General features: G+C 72.8%; 14 protein-coding genes. 6 read left to right on the forward strand and 8 right to left on the reverse strand.

Going from position 1 to position 17,790, the window contains the following annotated elements:
• The first annotated feature begins 37 nt into the window (after positions 1–37).
• Positions 38–757: a DUF2470 domain-containing protein gene (locus B7R87_RS00750; RefSeq protein ID WP_006351051.1), complete on the forward strand. Its 720-nt coding sequence runs from the start codon at positions 38–40 to the stop codon at positions 755–757.
• Between the two features lie 126 nt (positions 758–883).
• On the opposite strand, the gene B7R87_RS00755 is transcribed toward B7R87_RS00750, so the two are convergent.
• The gene (locus B7R87_RS00755; protein WP_006351050.1) at positions 884–1,339 is read right to left on the reverse strand and encodes an SPW repeat protein; all 456 of its coding nucleotides are present in this window, start codon (positions 1,337–1,339) and stop codon (positions 884–886) included.
• A 334-nt stretch (positions 1,340–1,673) separates the two neighbouring features.
• Here B7R87_RS00755 and B7R87_RS00760 point away from each other — a divergent pair, with 334 nt between their 5' ends.
• A complete protein-coding gene (locus tag B7R87_RS00760) occupies positions 1,674–2,393 on the forward strand; it encodes a hypothetical protein (protein ID WP_157997754.1) in 720 nt (239 codons plus the stop codon).
• A 290-nt stretch (positions 2,394–2,683) separates the two neighbouring features.
• Positions 2,684–4,813, forward strand: a complete 2,130-nt coding sequence (locus B7R87_RS00765) for an ATP-binding protein (RefSeq protein ID WP_130585444.1) — start codon at positions 2,684–2,686, stop codon at positions 4,811–4,813.
• Positions 4,814–4,878: 65 nt separating this feature from the next.
• Here the strand turns inward: B7R87_RS00765 and B7R87_RS00770 are convergent, their stop codons facing one another.
• The 3 genes from B7R87_RS00770 to tdh form a co-directional block, all read right to left on the reverse strand.
• Positions 4,879–5,793, reverse strand: coding sequence for a LysR family transcriptional regulator (locus tag B7R87_RS00770; RefSeq protein WP_130585443.1), 915 nt, complete (start codon positions 5,791–5,793; stop codon positions 4,879–4,881).
• Positions 5,794–5,812: 19 nt separating this feature from the next.
• Positions 5,813–7,009 carry a glycine C-acetyltransferase gene (locus B7R87_RS00775; protein WP_006351046.1) on the reverse strand — a complete coding sequence of 399 codons (1,197 nt, stop codon included), beginning with the start codon at positions 7,007–7,009 and terminating at the stop codon, positions 5,813–5,815.
• Between the two features lie 90 nt (positions 7,010–7,099).
• Entirely contained in the window at positions 7,100–8,128 is a 1,029-nt protein-coding gene (tdh, locus tag B7R87_RS00780) for an L-threonine 3-dehydrogenase (RefSeq protein WP_006351045.1), read from the reverse strand.
• A 304-nt stretch (positions 8,129–8,432) separates the two neighbouring features.
• On the opposite strand from tdh, the gene B7R87_RS00785 reads away from it, so the two are divergent.
• On the forward strand, positions 8,433–8,738 hold the full coding sequence (locus tag B7R87_RS00785; RefSeq protein ID WP_040917169.1) for a hypothetical protein: 306 nt from the start codon (positions 8,433–8,435) through the stop codon (positions 8,736–8,738).
• Between the two features lie 34 nt (positions 8,739–8,772).
• Here the strand turns inward: B7R87_RS00785 and B7R87_RS00790 are convergent, their stop codons facing one another.
• The 4 genes from B7R87_RS00790 to B7R87_RS00805 all read right to left on the reverse strand — a co-directional run bounded on the left by B7R87_RS00790 (position 8,773) and on the right by B7R87_RS00805 (position 12,719).
• Positions 8,773–9,930 (reverse strand): DUF6397 family protein, encoded by a 1,158-nt coding sequence (locus B7R87_RS00790; protein WP_233168728.1) that lies wholly within the window; start codon positions 9,928–9,930, stop codon positions 8,773–8,775.
• A 142-nt stretch (positions 9,931–10,072) separates the two neighbouring features.
• On the reverse strand, positions 10,073–10,477 hold the full coding sequence (locus tag B7R87_RS00795; RefSeq protein WP_006351043.1) for a roadblock/LC7 domain-containing protein: 405 nt from the start codon (positions 10,475–10,477) through the stop codon (positions 10,073–10,075).
• 771 nt (positions 10,478–11,248) lie between these two features.
• Positions 11,249–11,431: a hypothetical protein gene (locus B7R87_RS00800; protein ID WP_006351042.1), complete on the reverse strand. Its 183-nt coding sequence runs from the start codon at positions 11,429–11,431 to the stop codon at positions 11,249–11,251.
• A gap of 91 nt (positions 11,432–11,522) precedes the next feature.
• Entirely contained in the window at positions 11,523–12,719 is a 1,197-nt protein-coding gene (locus tag B7R87_RS00805) for an acyl-CoA desaturase (RefSeq protein WP_078902485.1), read from the reverse strand.
• Between the two features lie 512 nt (positions 12,720–13,231).
• Between B7R87_RS00805 and B7R87_RS00810 the strand changes: the two genes are divergently transcribed.
• Both B7R87_RS00810 and B7R87_RS00815 read left to right on the forward strand, forming a co-directional pair.
• On the forward strand, positions 13,232–16,129 hold the full coding sequence (locus B7R87_RS00810; RefSeq protein ID WP_045853210.1) for a DEAD/DEAH box helicase: 2,898 nt from the start codon (positions 13,232–13,234) through the stop codon (positions 16,127–16,129).
• A complete protein-coding gene (locus B7R87_RS00815; RefSeq protein WP_006351039.1) occupies positions 16,126–17,562 on the forward strand; it encodes an SWIM zinc finger family protein in 1,437 nt (478 codons plus the stop codon). Before B7R87_RS00810 ends, B7R87_RS00815 begins: the two co-directional genes overlap by 4 nt.
• Positions 17,563–17,790: the final 228 nt, after the last annotated feature.

Here is a 17,790-nt window from a genome sequence, read left to right on the forward strand (position 1 = left end):
AGGCAAACCTAAGTTTCCGATGGTGTGGAGATTCCGCATGCGCTGGTTCAACGCCCCCCTCGCCCAGCCCACGAGCGCGGAGCGGATCAGGACGATCCTGACGGCGGCCGACTCGATGACGGTGGTGACGGACGAGGGGCGTGCGGAGGTGTCCCGGCTCGGCGGCGGGGGCGTGGCGGAGCACATCCATCTGCACCCCGTCGACCACGGTGCCGAGGGGCGGGGTCCGGCCGGCCCCGGGATCGCCCGGGCCGTACTGGAGTTCACCGATATCGCCCCCACTCCGGTACGGGACCGGGTCCGGGCCCGGGTCCTGCTCACGGGGTGGCTGCTGCCGGAAGGGGAGCACCGGGGCTCGGACGGCAGCCGCTGCATGGAGTTCGAACATGCGGTACTCGAACGGGCGGGCGAGCGGACGAGTGTCGGGCTGCGGGAGCTGATGGAGGCGGAGACCGATCCGCTGTCCACGTGCGAGGCGGGCATGCTCACGCATATGACCGACGACCACGGCGACTTGGTGGACGTCCTGCTGAGGCTGGCGGAGCCGCGGCGGGCCGACGCGGTCCGGCGGGCGCTGCCGCTGGCGATCGACCGCTACGGCATCACGCTCCGCCTGGAGTACGCCGATGCCCACGAGGACGTCCGGCTCGGATTCGCCTCGCCGGTCCGGGACCCCGATCAGGCCGGTGAGCGGATCCGCGCTCTGGTGGACAGCGCACACGGCCGGTTCCGTGGACGGCTGCTGCGGGACTCCTGAGACCTGGGCCCGCATGGCGCCGCACGGACCCGGGCCGGGCCTCCGTCACCGGAGGAGGCCCGGCCCGCTCCGTCCGGCCGTGCGCCCACGGGTGTCCCGCGCAGGCGTACGGAGACGGACGCAGCGTCAGGTGTGCCGTGTCCGGCCGCTGCGCATCGCCGCCGCCGTACACGCCAGTCCGAGCAGGAAGGTCAGACCGCCGAGAACGGCGTTGGTCCAGATGACCCCCTTGTCGGGGTTGGTGCCCACGACCCACGGCGCGATGATCATCCAGGCGCCCATGACGCACATGGCCCAGCTCAGGCCGTACATCCGCTGGGGCATGACCGTGAATCCGAGCGCGAGCACCACGATCGCGACGCCCATGATGAGGTTGTGCGTCGCAAGAGCGGGCTGACTGGCCGAGAAGTGGACGATCCACGGCGAGATCGCGCAGGCCAGGCCGACCAGGAACAGCGGTCCGTCGACGAGCGCAACGTCCCGCCCGCCGAGCACGCGGGCATAGCGGTCCCGCATTTCCGTGATGTCGGGATGATCCGCCAGATCTTCCCTGTGTGCTCCCCTGTGTGAGACGTCGGCCATACGACTCGCCTCCTTCGACGGTGCGTCTGTGCGTCGACCGAACTGTGCGGCTCCTTCGCCACACACCTCCATTTTGCCCTTATATGTTCCTTATGCACAGCGAAAGGGGTAAGAACTTCCGCACGGAGTCCCACCGCGCCCCGGTCGGTTCACCGAGCGGATTCACCCGGACGCCCTACCGGAGTGGCATCCCTGGCCGGAGAAGAGTGCGCAGGTCACCAGGTACGCACCGGGAAGGCTTCGCCCGTTCGGCGGAGCCCGTACCAATTGCGGTGCGTAAACCGGATTCACACGGTGAGTGCGAGAGACCGTCCCATCTCCGGAAGGAACCCCTATGCGTCTCGCATCGGTGACGCGCGCACTCGTCCCCCCGGCACTGTGCGCCGCCTTCGTCCTCACGGCGGCAGGCCCCGCGGCCGCCTCCCCCTCGGGGTCCGCGCCGCCCGCGGCCGCGAGTCCGGCGGAGCCCGGCGCGCCGGACCCGGCCGGGGCGGCACCGGCCACGGTGACCGCGCTGCTGGAAGACGCCCTCGGCGCGCGGGGCGGACAGTTGTCGCCGTCGGCGGCGGCAGAGCACCGGGATCGGGTCGATACGGCGCTCTCGCAGGTGAAGCAGGTAAAGCAGGTGAAGGAGGAGGCCGGAAGCGAGGCGGACGGGGGTTCCGCGGTGCGCGCGGGGGCCGTGGACGATCTGGTGACCGCGCTGCAGAAGGCCGTCGACGATCTGGTGGCGGCGGCGACGGCGGGCGTGTCGACCACGGTCACCGCCGTGGGGCAGTCGGTGACCGCACTGGTGAACGCGCTTACCGCCGCCCTGTCCGGGGTCACCGTCCCGACCGTTCCGCCGGTGACGGTGCCTCCGGTGACCGTTCCGCCCGTAACGGTTCCGGCCGTTCCGCCGGTCACGATTCCGCCGGTGACGATCCCGGCCCTACCCGCAGTCCCCTCAGTCCCCGCCGTACCGTCCGTACCGGTGGTGACGGTACCGCCGGTCACCGTGCCCCCGGTGACCGTGCCCGTCGTCACGGTCCCGCCGCTGCCGGTACTGCCCTGACCGCTGCCCCGCCCCGCCGCACGGCGGGGCGGTCCGGTGGCATGCGGCGCCGCCCGGCAGCGCTGTGAGTGCCCGGCCGGCGAACGGGTCGCCCACCCTCCGGAGTAGTCGCAGACGCGCTCTACCGGTCAGCGCGCCCAGCCGGTGTTCGCTCGCTACCGCGGGTGAGGCCGGAATCCCGCCGCGGCCCGGCCGTCCGGCGGCGATTTCCCGCCGCATTCGGCCTTCCTCGCCGATTCACCGATTCCGTGGCTGGGCCAAGGGGGTCGAAGGTGCGCAACAATGGGCCCGTGTTGGGCAACCTTCCCGAGGAATCGACCAGTTTCGTCGGACGGAACTGGGAACTGTTCCGGCTGGACCGGGCATTGAGGAAGCACCGCATCGTCACCCTCGTCGGCCCCGGCGGAGTCGGCAAGACACGGCTGGCGCTGCGCGCCGCCCATCAGGTCGCCGAAGGCTTCTCCGACGGTGTGGCCTGGGTCGAGCTGTCCCCGCTGTACGGGGACCGGCTGCTGCTGGCCAGCGTCTCCGACGCCTGCGATCTGGCGGACCACACCCCCCGGATGCCGGTCGACGCGCTCTGCGAATGGCTCGCCAGGAAGCGGCTGCTGCTGGTGCTGGACTCCTGTGAGCATCTGGTCGACCCGGTCCGGGTCCTGATCGGGGATCTGCTGACCGCGGTCCCGGGGCTGACCGTACTGGCCACCAGCCGTCAGCCGCTCGGGCTGGAGGACGAGCGGCTGCTCGACCTCGAACCGCTGCCGGTCGACGGGCCGGACGCGCTGGAACTCTTCACCCAGCGGGTCCTGGCCGCGGGCGGCTTCGTGCCTCCCGAGACCGAGCCGGCGGCACCGCGGCCGGCGGCCGACGGCACCGGCCCGGACAGCGGGGCGGACGAGGTTCCCGTCCCCTGGTCGGGTGACGGAGCCCAGGCCGCGCGGTGGATCTGCCGACGGCTCGACGGCATTCCGCTCGCCCTGGAACTGGCCGCTGCGCACGCCGGGCGGACCAGCGTGGCGGAGGTGGCCGAGCGGCTGACGTCCCGCTTCGACGTGCTGGAGGCGGAGGAGGGGCTCGCGGTCCGGCCGGAACGGCACCGGACGCTGCGTACCACGATCGGGTGGAGTCATGAACTGTGCGCTCCGGTCGAACGGCTGCTGTGGGCCCGGCTCACGGTCTTCCGGGGCGATTTCGACGAAGCGTCCGCACTCGCCGTGTGCGCGGGCGGCCCTCTGGACTCGACGACGATGGGCCCGCTGCTGGAGCGGCTGGTCAGCATGTCCGTGCTGCGGGTCGTCAAGGCACCGGACGGCGACGGCATCCGCTACCGGATGCTGGACACCATCCGGGAGTACGGGAAGCTGTGGCTGAGCGCGCTGGAGGAGGACACGGTCCTGGCGCAGCGGCACGCCGAGTACTTCTTACGGTTCGCCCTGCGCGCCGACCGCGAGTGGCTGGGGCCGGAGCAGGCCCGCTGGTACCGGCGGATCAGCGCGGCGTACAACGAGCTGTGCGCGGCCCTGGAGCACTTCCTGAACCACTCCCCCGAGCGGGCGCTGCGGCTGGCCGGGCTCGTCGGCTTCTTCTGGAGCTGCTGCGGCCACCTCCACGAGGCCCGCGAGTACCTCCAGCAGACCTTGGACGCCCATCCGCGCCCCGGGCCGGACCGGACGCGGGGGCTCTGGGCCCTCGGTGTCACAACCACCCTTCAGGGGGACTACGAGACGGCCCGGCGGGTGAGCAACGAGTGCACCGCGTCGGCAGCGGCCGATCAGGAGACCGAGGGGATTCTGGCGGCCGCCTATCTCTCCGGGCTGATCGACCTGCTGACGGGGAGTCCGCTGGACGCGGAGGCCACCTCGGTCCAGACCCTGCATGCGGCGGGTGGACAGCCCTTCGACTCGGCCGCCCGGCTCCGCTGCTCCCTGGTGAAGGTCTTCGCGCTGACCGGTCTCGAACGGCTCGACGAGGCCAGGGAGCTGGCGCTGAGCCTGCGGGCGGGGTGCGTGGAGCGGGGCGAGTCGTGGACCCGTGCCTATCTGGACTACCAGCTCAGTCTGATCGCGCTCTTCCGGGGCGACGCTCCGGACGCGGCGACGCATGCCCGCGCCATGCTGGAGGGGAAGCACGGCATAGGGGACAACTTCGGTATCGCCCTGGGCCTGGACGCGCTGGCTGCGGCGATCGCCGCGGCGGGCGACGGGGAGCGGGTGGGCCAGGTGTACGGCACCGGGCAGGCGTTCTGGAGTACGGTCGGCCATCCCCAGCGGGGTACACCGGAGCTTCGGGCCGTCCGGGAGGCGTGCGAGCGGGTCGCGCGGGAGGGCGTCGGTGACGACGTCTACGAGCGGGCCTATCAGGAAGGTGCTTCCTACGGTCTGGACGCGGGGCTGAAGGCAGCGCTGGGACCGCCGCGCTGAGAGTCCGCGCCCTGCCCCGGCCGGGCCGTGCCTCGTCGCCGCCGGGCCCGGCCGGGGCAGGGGCGTCAGATCCGGTCGAGTCCGGCCGCGGCGGCGGACAGCGCGTCGAGCACCGGCCGGAGCAGGGGGTGCGCCTCCGCTCCCCGGCGGACCGCCGCGAACACGCGGCGGGTGGCCGCGGGGCCGGAGACGGGGCGGACGGCCGTGCCCTTGAGATCCGTGCCGCGCAGGGCCGAGCGGGGGACGAGGGCGACGCCCGCGCCCGCGGCGGCCAGGGCGACATTGGCGCGGAAGTCGTCGGACGAGTGGACCAGCCGGGGGGTGAATCCGGCCCGCTCGCAGGCGCGTATCACCATGTCGTGGCAGGGATTGCCCGGGTAGGGGCCGATCCAGTCGCTGTCGGCGAGCGCGGCCAGTTCGATGGTGTCCCGGGCGCCCAAGGGGTGGTCGTCGGGCAGCACGGCGTCGAAGGGTTCGGCGTGCAGGGGGACCCGGGAGAGCCGGGGGTCGTCGGCGCCGGGCGCACCCCGGTATTCGACGGCGACCGCGATATCGGCCTCCCCGTCCAGGACCAGCGGCAGGCTCTGGTCGCCCTCGGCGTCCCGGACCCGGACCGCGACGGCGGGGTGGTGCACGGCGAGAGCGCGCAGCGCGGGCGCGACGATCTCGGCGATACCGGTGGCGAAGGCCGCGACCGTGACGGCGCCGGCGGCGCCGTCCGCGTAGGCCGCCAGCTCCGACTCCGCGCGCTCCAGCTGGGCCAGGACCGCATGGGTGTGGGTGAGCAGGATCTCGCCCGCCGGTGTCAGCCGGACGCCTTTGCCTCCGCGGATCAGCAGGGCGTGCCCTGTCTCCTGCTCCAGGGCACTGAGCTGCTGGGATACGGCGGACGGGGTGAGATAGAGCGCGGCGGCCGCGGCGGTCACCGTACGGTGGTCCGCCACGGCCCGCAGGATGCGCAGCCGTCGGGGGTCGATCACCCCGCCATCCTGCCAGCCCTCAGTTCGTGCCCAGCGCCTCCCTGGCGGTGGTGAAGGCGGCCACGGCGCGCCGTACGTCGTCCGGGGAGTGGGCGGCGGACAGCTGGACCCGGATCCGGGCCTGCCCGAGGGGGACGACCGGGTAGGAGAAGCCGATGACGTAGATCCCCTGTTCGAGGAGGAGTTCGGCCGTCCGGGCCGCCTCGGCGGCATCACCGATCATGACCGGGACGATGGGGTGGTCGCCGGGGAGGATGGTGAAGCCGGCCTCGGTCATGCCGCGGCGGAAGAGCCGTGTGTTCTCCGCGAGGCGCTGCCGCAGTTCCCCGGCGTTCTCCAGCAGGTCGAGAACGGTGAGGGAGGCGGCGGCGATCACGGGGGCGAGGGAGTTCGAGAAGAGGTAGGGGCGGGAGCGCTGGCGGAGCAGGGCGACGATTTCGGCCCGGGCGGCCACATAGCCGCCGGATGCTCCGCCGAGGGCCTTGCCGAGGGTGCCGGTGATGATGTCGACCCGGTCCATGACACCGGCGAGTTCCGGTGTGCCGCGGCCGCCGGGGCCGATGAAGCCGACTGCGTGGGAGTCGTCCACCATCACCATGGCGTCGTAGCGGTCGGCGAGGTCGCAGATCCCGGCCAGGGGGGCGATATGGCCGTCCATGGAGAAGACGCCGTCGGTGACGATCAGCCTGCGGCGGGAGTCCTGGGTCTCCTTGAGCCGCTGCTCCAGTTCGTCCAGATCGCGGTTGGCGTAGCGGTGGCGGGAGGCCTTGGAGAGCCGGATGCCGTCGATGATGGAGGCGTGGTTGAGGGCGTCGGAGATCACGGCGTCCTCGGGCCCGAGGAGGGTCTCGAAGACTCCGCCGTTGGCGTCGAAGCACGAGGAGTAGAGGATCGTGTCCTCCTGCCCGAGGAAGGCGGAGAGCCGTGCCTCCAGTTCCTTGTGGACGTCCTGGGTGCCGCAGATGAAGCGTACGGACGCCATTCCGTAGCCCCAGCGCTCCAGGGCGTCCTTGGCGGCGGCCACGACGTCGGGGTGGTCGGCGAGGCCGAGGTAGTTGTTGGCGCAGAAGTTGAGGACCTCCAGCGGTTCGCCGCCGGAGGCGACGGAGACGCTGGCGCCCTGCGGGGTGCCGATGACCCGCTCGGGCTTGTGCAGCCCGGCGTCGCGGATCTCGTCGAGGGTGGCACGGAGTTCGTCGCGCACGGACGCGTACATGGAGGCTGCTCCCTGGGAGTCGCTGGGTGGGATGCCCGGGCGGGGCATCGTCGGGACGGGCGGGTGGACGGGGCGTCGTCGGGGCGGGGCTCAGCCCGTCCAGTCGAGGATGATCTTTCCGCTGCGGGCGGTGGCGGCCTCGTCGAAGGCGGCCCCGTGGTCGCGGTAGCCGTAGGTTCCGGTGATGACGGGGGTGAGGTCCAGTCCGGCCTCCAGCAGGACGGTCATCGCGTACCAGGTCTCGAACATCTCGCGGCCGTAGATCCCCTTGATGGTGATCATCGAGGTGACGATGCGGGACCAGTCGACGGCGAACTCCTCGGCGGGCAGGCCGAGCAGCGCGATGCGGCCGCCGTGGGTCATGTTGTCGATCATCTCCCGCAGGGCCTCGGGGCGGCCGGACATCTCCAGGCCGATATCGAAGCCCTCCTTGAGCCCGAGGCGCTGCTGGGCCTCGGCGACGGGGTGCTCGGAGACATTGAGGGTGAGGTCCGCTCCGGCCTTGCGGGCGATCTCCAGCCGGGCGTCGCTCACATCGGTGACGGCAACATGGCGGGCGCCCGCGTGGCGGGCGACGGCCGCGGCCATGATGCCGATCGGCCCGGCTCCGGTGATCAGCACGTCCTCACCGACCAGGGGGAAGGAGAGCGCGGTGTGCACGGCGTTGCCGAAGGGGTCGAAGATGGCCGCGATGTCGAGGTCGACGGGGGTCCGGTGGACCCAGACGTTGCCGGCGGGCAGCACGACGTACTCGGCGAAGGCTCCGTCCCGGCCGACGCCGAGTCCGACGGTGCTCCGGCAGAGGTGGCGCCGGCCGGCCAGGCAGTTGCGGCAGCGGCCGCAGACGAGATGGCCCTCACCGCTCACGAGATCGCCGACGGCAATGTCCTCGACGCCGCCGCCGAGGGCCGCGACTTCGCCGACGAACTCGTGGCCGAGGATCCGCGGGGTGCTGACGGCGCCCCGCGCCCAGCTGTCCCAGGAGCGGATGTGCAGATCGGTACCGCAGATGCCGGTGCGGAGCACCCTGATGAGCACGTCCCCGGGGCCGGGCTCGGGCTCGGGCACGTCGACCAGCCAGAGTCCGGGCTCGGCGTGCTGTTTGACGAGGGCCTTCATCGGGCGGCTCCAGGCTGGGGACGGAGGGCGGGCACGGCACGGGTCAGTGACAGGCTGCGACAGCCGGGGCAGAGGCCGCAAACGGTGACAGAGCCGGTCAGAGGGCCGGGAGGCCGGGACCAATCTGCCCAGCAGGGGCCCCGGGCGTCCATCGAGGATTTCTTAAGCGGTCCCTCAGTTGCGCTACACGGAGGGTGTCCGGCCGGAAGCGCCGCGCGGCGGGGAGGGCGCGGGAGCACCGGGATCCGGCCGCGGAGCCGTCACGCCGGTCGCGTATCCGGCCCGGCGGTGCGAGCCTGGGAGGATGAGCTGGGCATCGTGGACGACCACCGGGGTTTACTCCGGGCGTGGAGGTGTGCTCACCGACGAAGTCGGCGTTCTGACCGGGGATCTCACTGTGCACACCACCTGGGCCGGTGGTGAGGCGCGCGTCGCAGTGCAGTACAGCGGCGCGTCCGACTGGTTCACCCTGTCGGGCAGCCCTACGCCCTGTCTTTCCGAGGACGACAGCCGTGCGCTGCACCAGGCGGTGGTCCAGGCCGTGCAGGAGGGTGGTGGGGCCACCGTGGCGTCGGCTGTGAGCGGCTCCCGCGGCACTCCCGCACCCTGATCCGCGCCTTTCCCCCGGCCGGGGCTCCACGGGGTCACGCCGGGGACTTCCGGCTGCCCCGGCGCAGTCGCTCCAGCAGCCGCAGGCCCCTGGAGCGGGGAGCACGGGGCGGGCGCTCGGGGCCGCCCGGTCGACCGGGCGGCCCGGAAGCGGCTGCACCGGTTCCCACGGCGGCGGGGGCTGCGACGGCGGTTTCTGCGACGAGGGGTCGTGGCGCGACCGGGGGTCGGGCTGCGGGGACCCGGCCGGCCGGTGATCCGAGCGGCGGGCAGTGGCTCGGACCGCGGGAGCTCGGGCCGTCGGCCGGGCGCTCCGCGCGGGCTTCGTCGAGTTGCTGTGCCAACAGCGTCCCGTACCACGCGGTCTCGTCGGGGTCGGTGGTCCGCGCAAGCCGTTGGACCAGCTCCCGGGCCGGGGCCGAGACCGGGCGGGGGCATCCGGTGCGGGGGCGCAGCCCGTGCAGCCGGGAGCGTTCGAAGGGGTCGGGGACCAGCTCGGCAAGGGCCGAGGGGGCGAGGAAGGCGGCGACGGCCGCGGCCCGCTCCCAGGGGTCCGAGGTGAACCGCAGTGCCAGGCCGAGTCGTTTGCCGCGCCAGTTCCGCGGGCGCCGGTCCGCTCCGGCGTCGAGCAGGGCGCGCAGCTCCGGATCCGTACGGCCGGTGAGCAGTTCCGGGTGGGCGCGGGCGAACTCCTCGACGTCGTCCGCGAGATAGCGCCAGACCACCGCCCGGTAGCGGTTCAGATGGAAGCGGACCGGAACGAGATGGCCGGTCCGGGCCAGGCGGGTGAACCGCTGGGGGCTGACGGAGATCAGCTCGGCGCCCGTCCTGGTACCGACCGTGTGCACCCGGCGCCGCAGGGCCTCGGACCGGTCGTCCGTGCTCCGCAGCCGTGCGATCTCGTCCCGGGCGATCCTGGGCGGTTCTCCGGCGGGGCCGGGCAGGGTGCGGACGCATCCGAGCTGAACGGCGAGGTCGAACTCTCCGGGCCGCAGTCCGAGGGCACGGGCCGCGGCGCCCGGCGGCAGACCGCGCTCGGCGGAACCGGACCCGGGTCGGTCCCGGCCGTCCGCCCGCGGTCCGGCGCCGCCCGCCGCGGTCGGCGGCCTGTCCTGCCGGTCCGCCGTGTCCCGTCCGGATCGGGGCGGCGTGCGCTCTTCTGCCGTCATGGCGATCAACTCCCCCATGCGCATGCGATTACGGTGAGTCATCACCGTAGCCAGCTGTCGCGCAGCTCGCGGGGGCCTGTGGAAAACCTGGCGAACCCTCGCCACCGCGATCCGGTGGCCGTGCTGTCGCCCCGGTTCAGGAGCGGTCAGGACCGGTCAGGACCAGTCAGGACCGCTGTCCACCGGGCTGTCGGGCCGCCACGCTCAGATGCTCGCCGACCCTGTTGACCATCAGGGTCATCTCGTAGGCGACCTGGCCGATATCGGCGTCGGCATCGCTGAACACGCACAGGCAACTGCCGTCGCCCGCCGCGGTCACGAACAGCAGTGCCTCGTCGAACTCGACCATCGTCTGGCGGGCGCGTCCCGCCCGGAAGTGGCGGCCGGATCCCCGGGCCAGCGAGTGCAGACCGGAGGAGACCGCCGCGAGGTGTTCCGCGTCCTCGCGGGCGAGCCCGGTGCTCGCTCCGGTCACCAGGCCGTCATTGGACAGCACCAGAGCGTGTCTGATGTGCCCCACCCGCTGGGTCAAATCGTCGAGCAGCCAGTCAAGTCCCTTGTCCAGCGGCATGGATGTTCCCCTCCCGTGCACGCGTTCCCCGTGTCGGGCGCCAGCCTTTCGCACACCGGAGCACAGGGCAAGGTGTTGCCGAAGGGTCGAATCGGAGTGTCGCCCCCCGTGTATCCATGCGGCATATTCCGCACGGTGGAAGCGCGCCGGTTTTACCGGCTTCCCGGCGTGGCCCTGCGGTGTCCACCGCTCGTTCCGGGGCCCGAACCGGAAGCCGTGGAATGCGTGTTGGCGGGAAATTGTCCACGCTCCGGCAGAAATCCGTCCGGGTGGTGAAAAGGGGGCCGGGGGCTCGGTCCTCGTAGGTCCGGACCGCGATCGTCTGCCCCGGCACGGGGCGATCGCCGCCCGTGCGGTCGGTCCTGTTCAGCGGTGCCGCGGGGGCGCCGTTCGTGCGCTGCCGACGGGATCCCCCGCCGGGGCGCCCCGGCGTCCGACCCGGCGGGCCCGGGGACGGCGTGGCCGTTCTCCGCCGGGGCGGGGTGCGCCTCCGGTATCACCGCCGGAATTTTCCGCCCGCGCCGGGCGGAAGGCTCCGGCCGGGATTACCGGTTCCCCGGCGGGTCTCCGCCGGGCGGCATCACGTGAATTCCCTGCCGTCTTCCCGGGCCGATCCTTGCCACCGGGGCCGTGATGGGATTGCACTTTCCGCTCCGCGCCGCTCCCCCGCCGCCTTTTCCAAGATCATGAACTATTCCACGGAGCGCGGACGGGTGGCTGCAAAGGGCCGTGAGGACGGGCGGGCGGAGGGGTCCGCGGCCGCGGCGGGCGTCAGCGGCCGATCTCCTTGCGGGAGACCCGGCGGAGCCGACGGCGCTGACCGGGGTCGAGCGCCAGATAGGCGGCCGCAGGCACGCCGAGTACGACGAGCAGGGCCCACCAGAACCCGATGAAGGGAATCAGCAGCAGGCCCACGGCCACACCGCCAACGATGATCTTGGTACGTGTCGACATCTCTCTCGGTGCCTCCTCGCGCGGCGTCGGCCGCTCCTGTCCGGGACAACGCTCGAAACCGCGGCACAGTTCCCCCGCCGCTCACCCTGCGCTACTTCTCTTCGCCGACCTGCAGGTCACCGGCCCGCAGGTCACCGGCATACACATCAGCGGAGCGCACGTCACCGTCGCGCAGGGGTACGCCGACATCGTGCAGATGGGCGAGCGCCTGCCGGTACGAGTCGACGGCGCCGGTCTCGGCGTACGGCAGCCTCAGCTTCCGGCAGTGCGCCCTGACCAGCGGCTGCGCCAGCCTCAGATGCGGCCGCGGCATGCTCGGGAAGAGATGGTGTTCGATCTGGTAGTTCAATCCGCCCAGCAGCCAGTCCGTGAGACGTCCCCCGCGGACGTTGCGTGAGGTCAGGACCTGCCGGCGCAGATGACCCCAGCCCTTGCCGGTCTCGTCGTCCACCATCGTCATCCCCTTGTGATTGGGGGCGAAGGCCAGGCCGAGGTGGAGGCCGAGAACCATCTGGTGGACCAGGGCGAAGAGCAGCGCGCGGCCGAGGGGCATCGTCGTGAGCAGCAGCGTCGCATAGAGGACCAGGTGCGTCAGGAGCAGGGCGCCTTCCGTCCGCCGCGCCCGGGCCGTCCTGAACGGTCCGGCCTTCCCGAGGACGCCCCTGATTCCGTAGACCTTGAGGGCGATCCCCTCCAGAGTGGTCAGAGGGAAGAACAGCCACGCCTGATGGCGGGTGAGGAGACCGCGGAATCCGCTGCGGCCCACGGCCTGCCGCCGGGTGAAGACCAGGATGTCGGCGACGACGTCCGGGTCCTTGTCGATGTGATTGGGGTTGGCGTGGTGCCGGTTGTGCTTGTCGTTCCACCACTCCTGGCTCATGCCGAGCAGCACATTGGCGTGCAGCAACTGGATGATCCGGCTCGCCCGGCGGCTGCCGGTGATCTGGGAGTGCCCGGCGTCGTGGGCGACGAAGGCGGCGCGGGCGGAGAACAGCGACAGCAACGGGGCCAGCAGGAGCACCCACCACGAGCCTCCCGCCAGCGCCATGCCGGTGACCACGGCGGCGGTGCCGAGCAGATGGGACGCGATGCACCGTACGTACCAGCCCGTGCGGTACTCCAGGAGTCCCTGCTCCCGTACGGTCCGCAGCAGCGGGGCGAACTCGCTGCCCGCCGGGCGGCCCGGTCTGCGGCCCCCGGACTCCCTGTCCGTTCCGGCCGCCACCAGCACCGGAACAGGTGGTTCCGACGGTGGTTGCGGAACGGGGACTGCGGTGGCCTGGCCCATGTGGATCTCCGGGTCTGTGAGGTGCGAGGTGCCCAAGAGGGCGGGAAACGGCGGCGCGCGCGGCCCGGCGGCCTCCGGGCGACAGGGCTCGCGGACGGCCACCGGGCCGGGCCCGGAAGCAGATGGAGGAGGCGAAGCAGGTGAAGAAGGCGGAGAAAGCGAAGGAGGCGACGCCGGTGAGGGAGCCTCGGAACCGCACCGCGCCGACACCGGCAAACCTAGGTTCGAGGGCCGTCCCGGGACCATGGCGCCATCCCCCGGAACGGGCCGGGGGGCCACCCCCCGCGGCGGGTGGTGCTGATGACACCCCACCGAGGACCCCGCCACCGCGACCACCGCCACCGCCACCGCCACCGCCATCGTGATCAGCATCACCTCGGCGGAGCTTCCCCTTCGCGCGATCCCCAGTACAATCAACGACTCCATCCCCCGGGTAGTCAAATTTGAGGAATTCGGTCATCACTGTGCACAGACCCTCCGCGGCACCACCCTCACCGGCCGACGGATCCCGCCTGACGCCTTCCCTCGCCGCCTCCTCTCCTTCTGCTCAGTCCCTCGCCCCCCTGGCCCTCTGCCATGTCGCGTTCCTGCCCGCCGATCCCGCCCGGACCGGCCGGTTCGCGTTCTGGTACCCGGACGGCGAGACCCCGCCCTCCCATCCCTCGGGCTCCGTCGAGTCCCTGACGGTCGTCGGCGACGACGTCCGCACCCGTACGGTCACAGCGTCGACGCTGTCGGTACGGGACGCCCTCCCCGTGCTCACCCGGGCCCGGACCGTCCCGGAGGCCTCCGCCTCCGCCGCCTTCTGGGGCAGCGCCGCCGTACTCGCCCTCCAACTGGTCGCCCGGGGGCTGCTGCTGCCGGGGCTGAGCCCCGAGGACCACGACGCCTGGCGGGTCGGCCCGCTCGCCCCGGCCGATACGGAGGCCGTACGGACCCTTGCCGCGTCGATGCCCCCGGCCGCGCACGCGGTCCCGCTGCCCCCGGCGCCGGAGGACGGCGGCATCCTGTTGCTGCCCGAACCGGAGCGGCTGGTGCGGTCGTTCGCGGACGCGGTCGCGGACACCCTCCCCCGTACCCCGGCCGCCGCTGCAGCCATCGGTACCCCCGCCTTCGCCGCCGACGCACCCCGCCGGCTGCCGGGCGCCCGCGCCTGGGCCGCCGATATTGCCGCCGGACACGACGCCGGAGTACGGCTCTCACTCCGCATCGAGCTGACCTCCCCGGAGCCGACCGCGGGCGGTGAGCCCGAGCCGGGGTTCCGGGCGGTGCTCCAGATGCACAGCGTCAGCGATCCGGCGGTGGTGCTCGATGCGGCGGACGTCTGGGCGGGCGGCGCGGCCAGGGACGCGGCAGCCGCCTTCGGCCCGCGCGCCCGGATGGACGCGCTGCTCGCGCTCCGCAGGGCGGCCCGTTCCTGGGCACCGCTCACCCCACTGCTGCACGCGGCCGTCCCGGACGCCATCGAACTCGCCGACGAGGAGATCGCCGAGCTGCTCGGCGACGCCGCCCGGGCGCTGTCCGCCAGCGGGGTCGGAGTCCACTGGCCCCGCGAGATGGCGTACCGCCTCACCGCGCGCGCCGTGGTCGGCCCCCCGGACGACGGCGGGGAGGGTTCCGGGCGCCGCCGGGACGAGGAGTCGGGTCTGCCGTCGTTCCTGTCCGCCGATGCGCTGCTCGCCTTCAACTGGCGGTTCAGCCTCGGCGGTCATGCCCTCACCCGGGAGGAGCTGGACCGGCTGGCCGAGGCCAACCGGCCGCTCGTGCGCCTGCGGGACCAGTGGGTCCTCGTCGACCCCGAGGAGCTGCGGCGGGCCCGGCTCGGGCAGGACCGCAAGGTGACGCCCGTCGACGCCCTCGCCGCGGTCCTCACCGGCTCGGCGGAGGTCGACGGCCGCCGGGTCGACGTGGACGCGTCCGGCTGGGTGGCCCGGCTGCGCGACCGGCTCGCCGATCCGGAGGGCGGCGAGCAGGAGATCGGACCGCCCGAAGCGCTGGCCGCGACGCTCCGCGACTACCAGCTCCGCGGGCTGAACTGGCTGAACCGGATGGTGTCGCTGGGCCTCGGCGGCTGTCTCGCCGACGATATGGGCCTCGGCAAGACCATCACCCTGATTGCGCTGCATCTGCACCGGCAGACCGACCCGTCGGCCGCCGGTCCGACCCTGGTCGTCTGCCCCACGTCGCTGATGGGCAACTGGCAGCGCGAGATCGGGAAGTTCGCGCCCGGGACCCCGGTGCGCCGTTTCCACGGCTCCCGGCGGGACCTCGACGCCCTCGGTGCCGGGGAGTTCGTCCTGACGACGTACGGCACGATGCGTCTGGACGCCGAGCGGCTGGCCGAAGTCCCCTGGGGCATGGTCGTGGCCGACGAGGCGCAGCACGTCAAGAACCCCTACTCGGCGACCGCGCGGAGTCTGCGGACGATCGGCGCCCGGGCGAGGGTCGCCCTCACCGGCACCCCCGTGGAGAACAACCTCTCCGAGCTGTGGGCCGTCCTCGACTGGACGACGCCCGGACTCCTCGGCCGACTCGGCACCTTCCGCGCCCGCTATGCGCGGGCGGTCGAGGGCGGCGATCCGCTGGCCGCACAGCGGCTGGCGGCCCTCGTCGGGCCGTTTCTGCTGCGTCGCCGCAAGTCGGATCCGGGAATCGCGCCGGAGCTGCCGCCGAAGACCGAGACGGACCGCGCGGTGCCGCTCACCCCGGAACAGGCGGGCCTGTACGAGGCGGTGGTGCGCGAGACGCTCGCCGCGATCGCGGACGCGGACGGTATGGAACGGCGCGGTCTGGTGGTGAAGCTGCTCACCGGGCTCAAGCAGATCTGCAACCATCCGGCGCAGTATCTGAAGGAGGAGCGGCCCGTGGTCCCGGGCCGGTCCGGAAAGCTGGAGCTGCTGGACGAGCTGCTGGACACGATTCTGTCCGAGGGCGCGAGCGTGCTGGTGTTCACGCAGTACGTGCAGATGGCGCGGCTGCTGGAGCGGCATCTGGCGGCCCGGGGCGTCCGGACGCAACTGCTGCACGGCGGTACGCCGGTGGCGGAGCGGGAGGCCATGGTGGTCCGCTTCCAGGACGGTGAAGTGCCGGTGTTCCTGCTGTCGCTGAAGGCCGCCGGGACGGGGCTGAACCTGACCCGGGCCGAGCATGTCGTGCACTACGACCGCTGGTGGAATCCGGCGGTCGAGGCCCAGGCCACGGACCGGGCGTACCGGATCGGCCAGACCCAGCCGGTCCAGGTCCACCGGCTGATCGCGGAGGGCACGGTGGAGGACCGGATCGCCGACATGCTGCTGCGCAAGCGGGAGCTGGCGGACGCGGTCCTGGGCTCCGGCGAGGCCGCACTGACGGAACTGACCGACACCGAACTGGCGAACCTGGTGGAGCTGCGAGGAGGGGCGGACCGTTGACGAGAAACGGCGGGCACAACGACGAGGACGGGTTCGACCCGTACTACACAGGCCACACAGACCGCACTGGCCACACCGACGACTCAGACGACGCTGATGACGCTGATGACACGGACGACGGGTACGGCCGGGAAGGCTCCGCGAGCGCCGGCGCGGGTGCCGAGCGGACGTTCGCGGCTCTGCCGCCGGTGACCGGCCGGGGGTTCGCCCAGAGCTGGTGGGGGCGCTCCTGGATCAAGGCGCTGGAGGACACGGCGCTCGACTCCCAGCAGCTGAAGAAGGGCCGACGGCACGCCAGGGAGGGTGCCGTGGGTGCGGTGTCGGTGCGTCCCGGCCGGATCACCGCGGTGGTACGGGATCGGGACGGCACCCGGCACCGGGTCGATGTGCTGATCCCCGAACTGGACGACGGCGACTGGAACCGCTTCCTGGACATGGCCGTCGACCGGGCGGGGCATATCGCGGCCCTGCTCGACCGGGAGATGCCGCCGCATCTCGTCGAGGACGCGGCGACGGCGGGGGTCGACCTGCTGCCGGGCATGGGCGATCTGGAGCCGGAGTGCGGATGCGAGTCCTGGGATCTGTGCCCGCATGCCGCGGCCCTGTGTTACACGGTGGCCCGGCTGCTGGACCAGGACCCGTTCGTGCTGCTGCTGATGCGCGGCCGGGGTGAGCGGCGGCTGCTGGACGAGCTCCAGGAGCGCAGCGTGGCGCGGGCCGCCGGCTCCGTACCCGACCCGGATGGTCCGACGGCGCCCGGGGGTACGGTGGCGGGGGTGCCGGCGGCGGAGGCCTTCGCCGCCCGTGACATCCTGCCGCCGCTGCCCGCACCGCCCGCGGTGCCCGACGAGCCCGGTCCGCCGCCGTGTCTGGACGCCGAGACGGATCCGGTGCCCGGTATCGGGCCTGACGCCCTGGAGTTCCTTGCCGCGGATGCGGCCGCACGGGCGCACCAGCTGCTGGTCGAGGCGCTGGCACCGGGGCATGCGAACCGGCCGGCCGAGCCGGAACCGGCGTTCGACGAGGATGCGGTACGGCTGGCGGCCGCCGTACCGGGTCCGGTGATCTCCGGGCGGCTCGCCGCCGTCACCGGCCGGTCCCGGGCCGGGCTCGACCTGGCCGTACGGGCGTGGCGGACGGGTGGTCCGGTGGCGCTGCGGGTCCTCGACGACGCCTGGTCCCCGGATACGGAAGAGCTGGCCCGGGCCGCCGCGGCACTGGAGGGCGCCTGGGAGGCGGCGTCCCTGCGGCCGAAGCTGCGTTCCGCGGCACCCGGCCGCTGGACGGTCGTGGGCGCCGACGTCCAGTTGCGGTACGGCCCGGACGGGCGCTGGTGGCCGTACCGCAAGGAGCGTTCGCAGTGGGTTCCGGCGGGTCCGGCGGACTCGGATCCGGAGGCCGCGCTGGCGGCCGCGGGTGGTGAGGCGGGCTGACGCACGGCGCATGAGCGGCGCGACGGCCCGCCCGGGGTCGTGTCGGGTCGCGGCCGGGCGCTCCCGTGAAGGTGTGCGCCCCCTGCGGTTCCGGTTGCGGCCGTGACGCCGAAGGCCGTCACGGCGGCAGATCGGCAGTCGGCGGGGCGCAGTTCGGCTTCGTCGGCGGCCGAACAGCGTTAACCGGCCGGAGAGTTCGCGGCCCCTCGGCGACGACGGAGCTGTCTC

The sequence above is a fragment of the Streptomyces tsukubensis genome (assembly GCF_003932715.1).
Lineage (GTDB): Bacteria > Actinomycetota > Actinomycetes > Streptomycetales > Streptomycetaceae > Streptomyces > Streptomyces tsukubensis.

Bases quoted from the DNA above. Each gene is read 5' to 3' on its own strand.
- B7R87_RS00750 (WP_006351051.1), top strand. From the start codon at position 38: ATGCGCTGGTTCAACGCCCCCCTCGCCCAGCCCACGAGCGCGGAGCGG.
- B7R87_RS00755 (WP_006351050.1), bottom strand. From the start codon at position 1,339: ATGGCCGACGTCTCACACAGGGGAGCACACAGGGAAGATCTGGCGGAT.
- B7R87_RS00760 (WP_157997754.1), top strand. From the start codon at position 1,674: ATGCGTCTCGCATCGGTGACGCGCGCACTCGTCCCCCCGGCACTGTGC.
- B7R87_RS00775 (WP_006351046.1), bottom strand. From the start codon at position 7,009: ATGTACGCGTCCGTGCGCGACGAACTCCGTGCCACCCTCGACGAGATC.
- tdh (WP_006351045.1), bottom strand. From the start codon at position 8,128: ATGAAGGCCCTCGTCAAACAGCACGCCGAGCCCGGACTCTGGCTGGTC.
- B7R87_RS00785 (WP_040917169.1), top strand. From the start codon at position 8,433: ATGAGCTGGGCATCGTGGACGACCACCGGGGTTTACTCCGGGCGTGGA.
- B7R87_RS00790 (WP_233168728.1), bottom strand. From the start codon at position 9,930: ATGCGCATGGGGGAGTTGATCGCCATGACGGCAGAAGAGCGCACGCCG.
- B7R87_RS00795 (WP_006351043.1), bottom strand. From the start codon at position 10,477: ATGCCGCTGGACAAGGGACTTGACTGGCTGCTCGACGATTTGACCCAG.
- B7R87_RS00800 (WP_006351042.1), bottom strand. From the start codon at position 11,431: ATGTCGACACGTACCAAGATCATCGTTGGCGGTGTGGCCGTGGGCCTG.
- B7R87_RS00805 (WP_078902485.1), bottom strand. From the start codon at position 12,719: ATGGGCCAGGCCACCGCAGTCCCCGTTCCGCAACCACCGTCGGAACCA.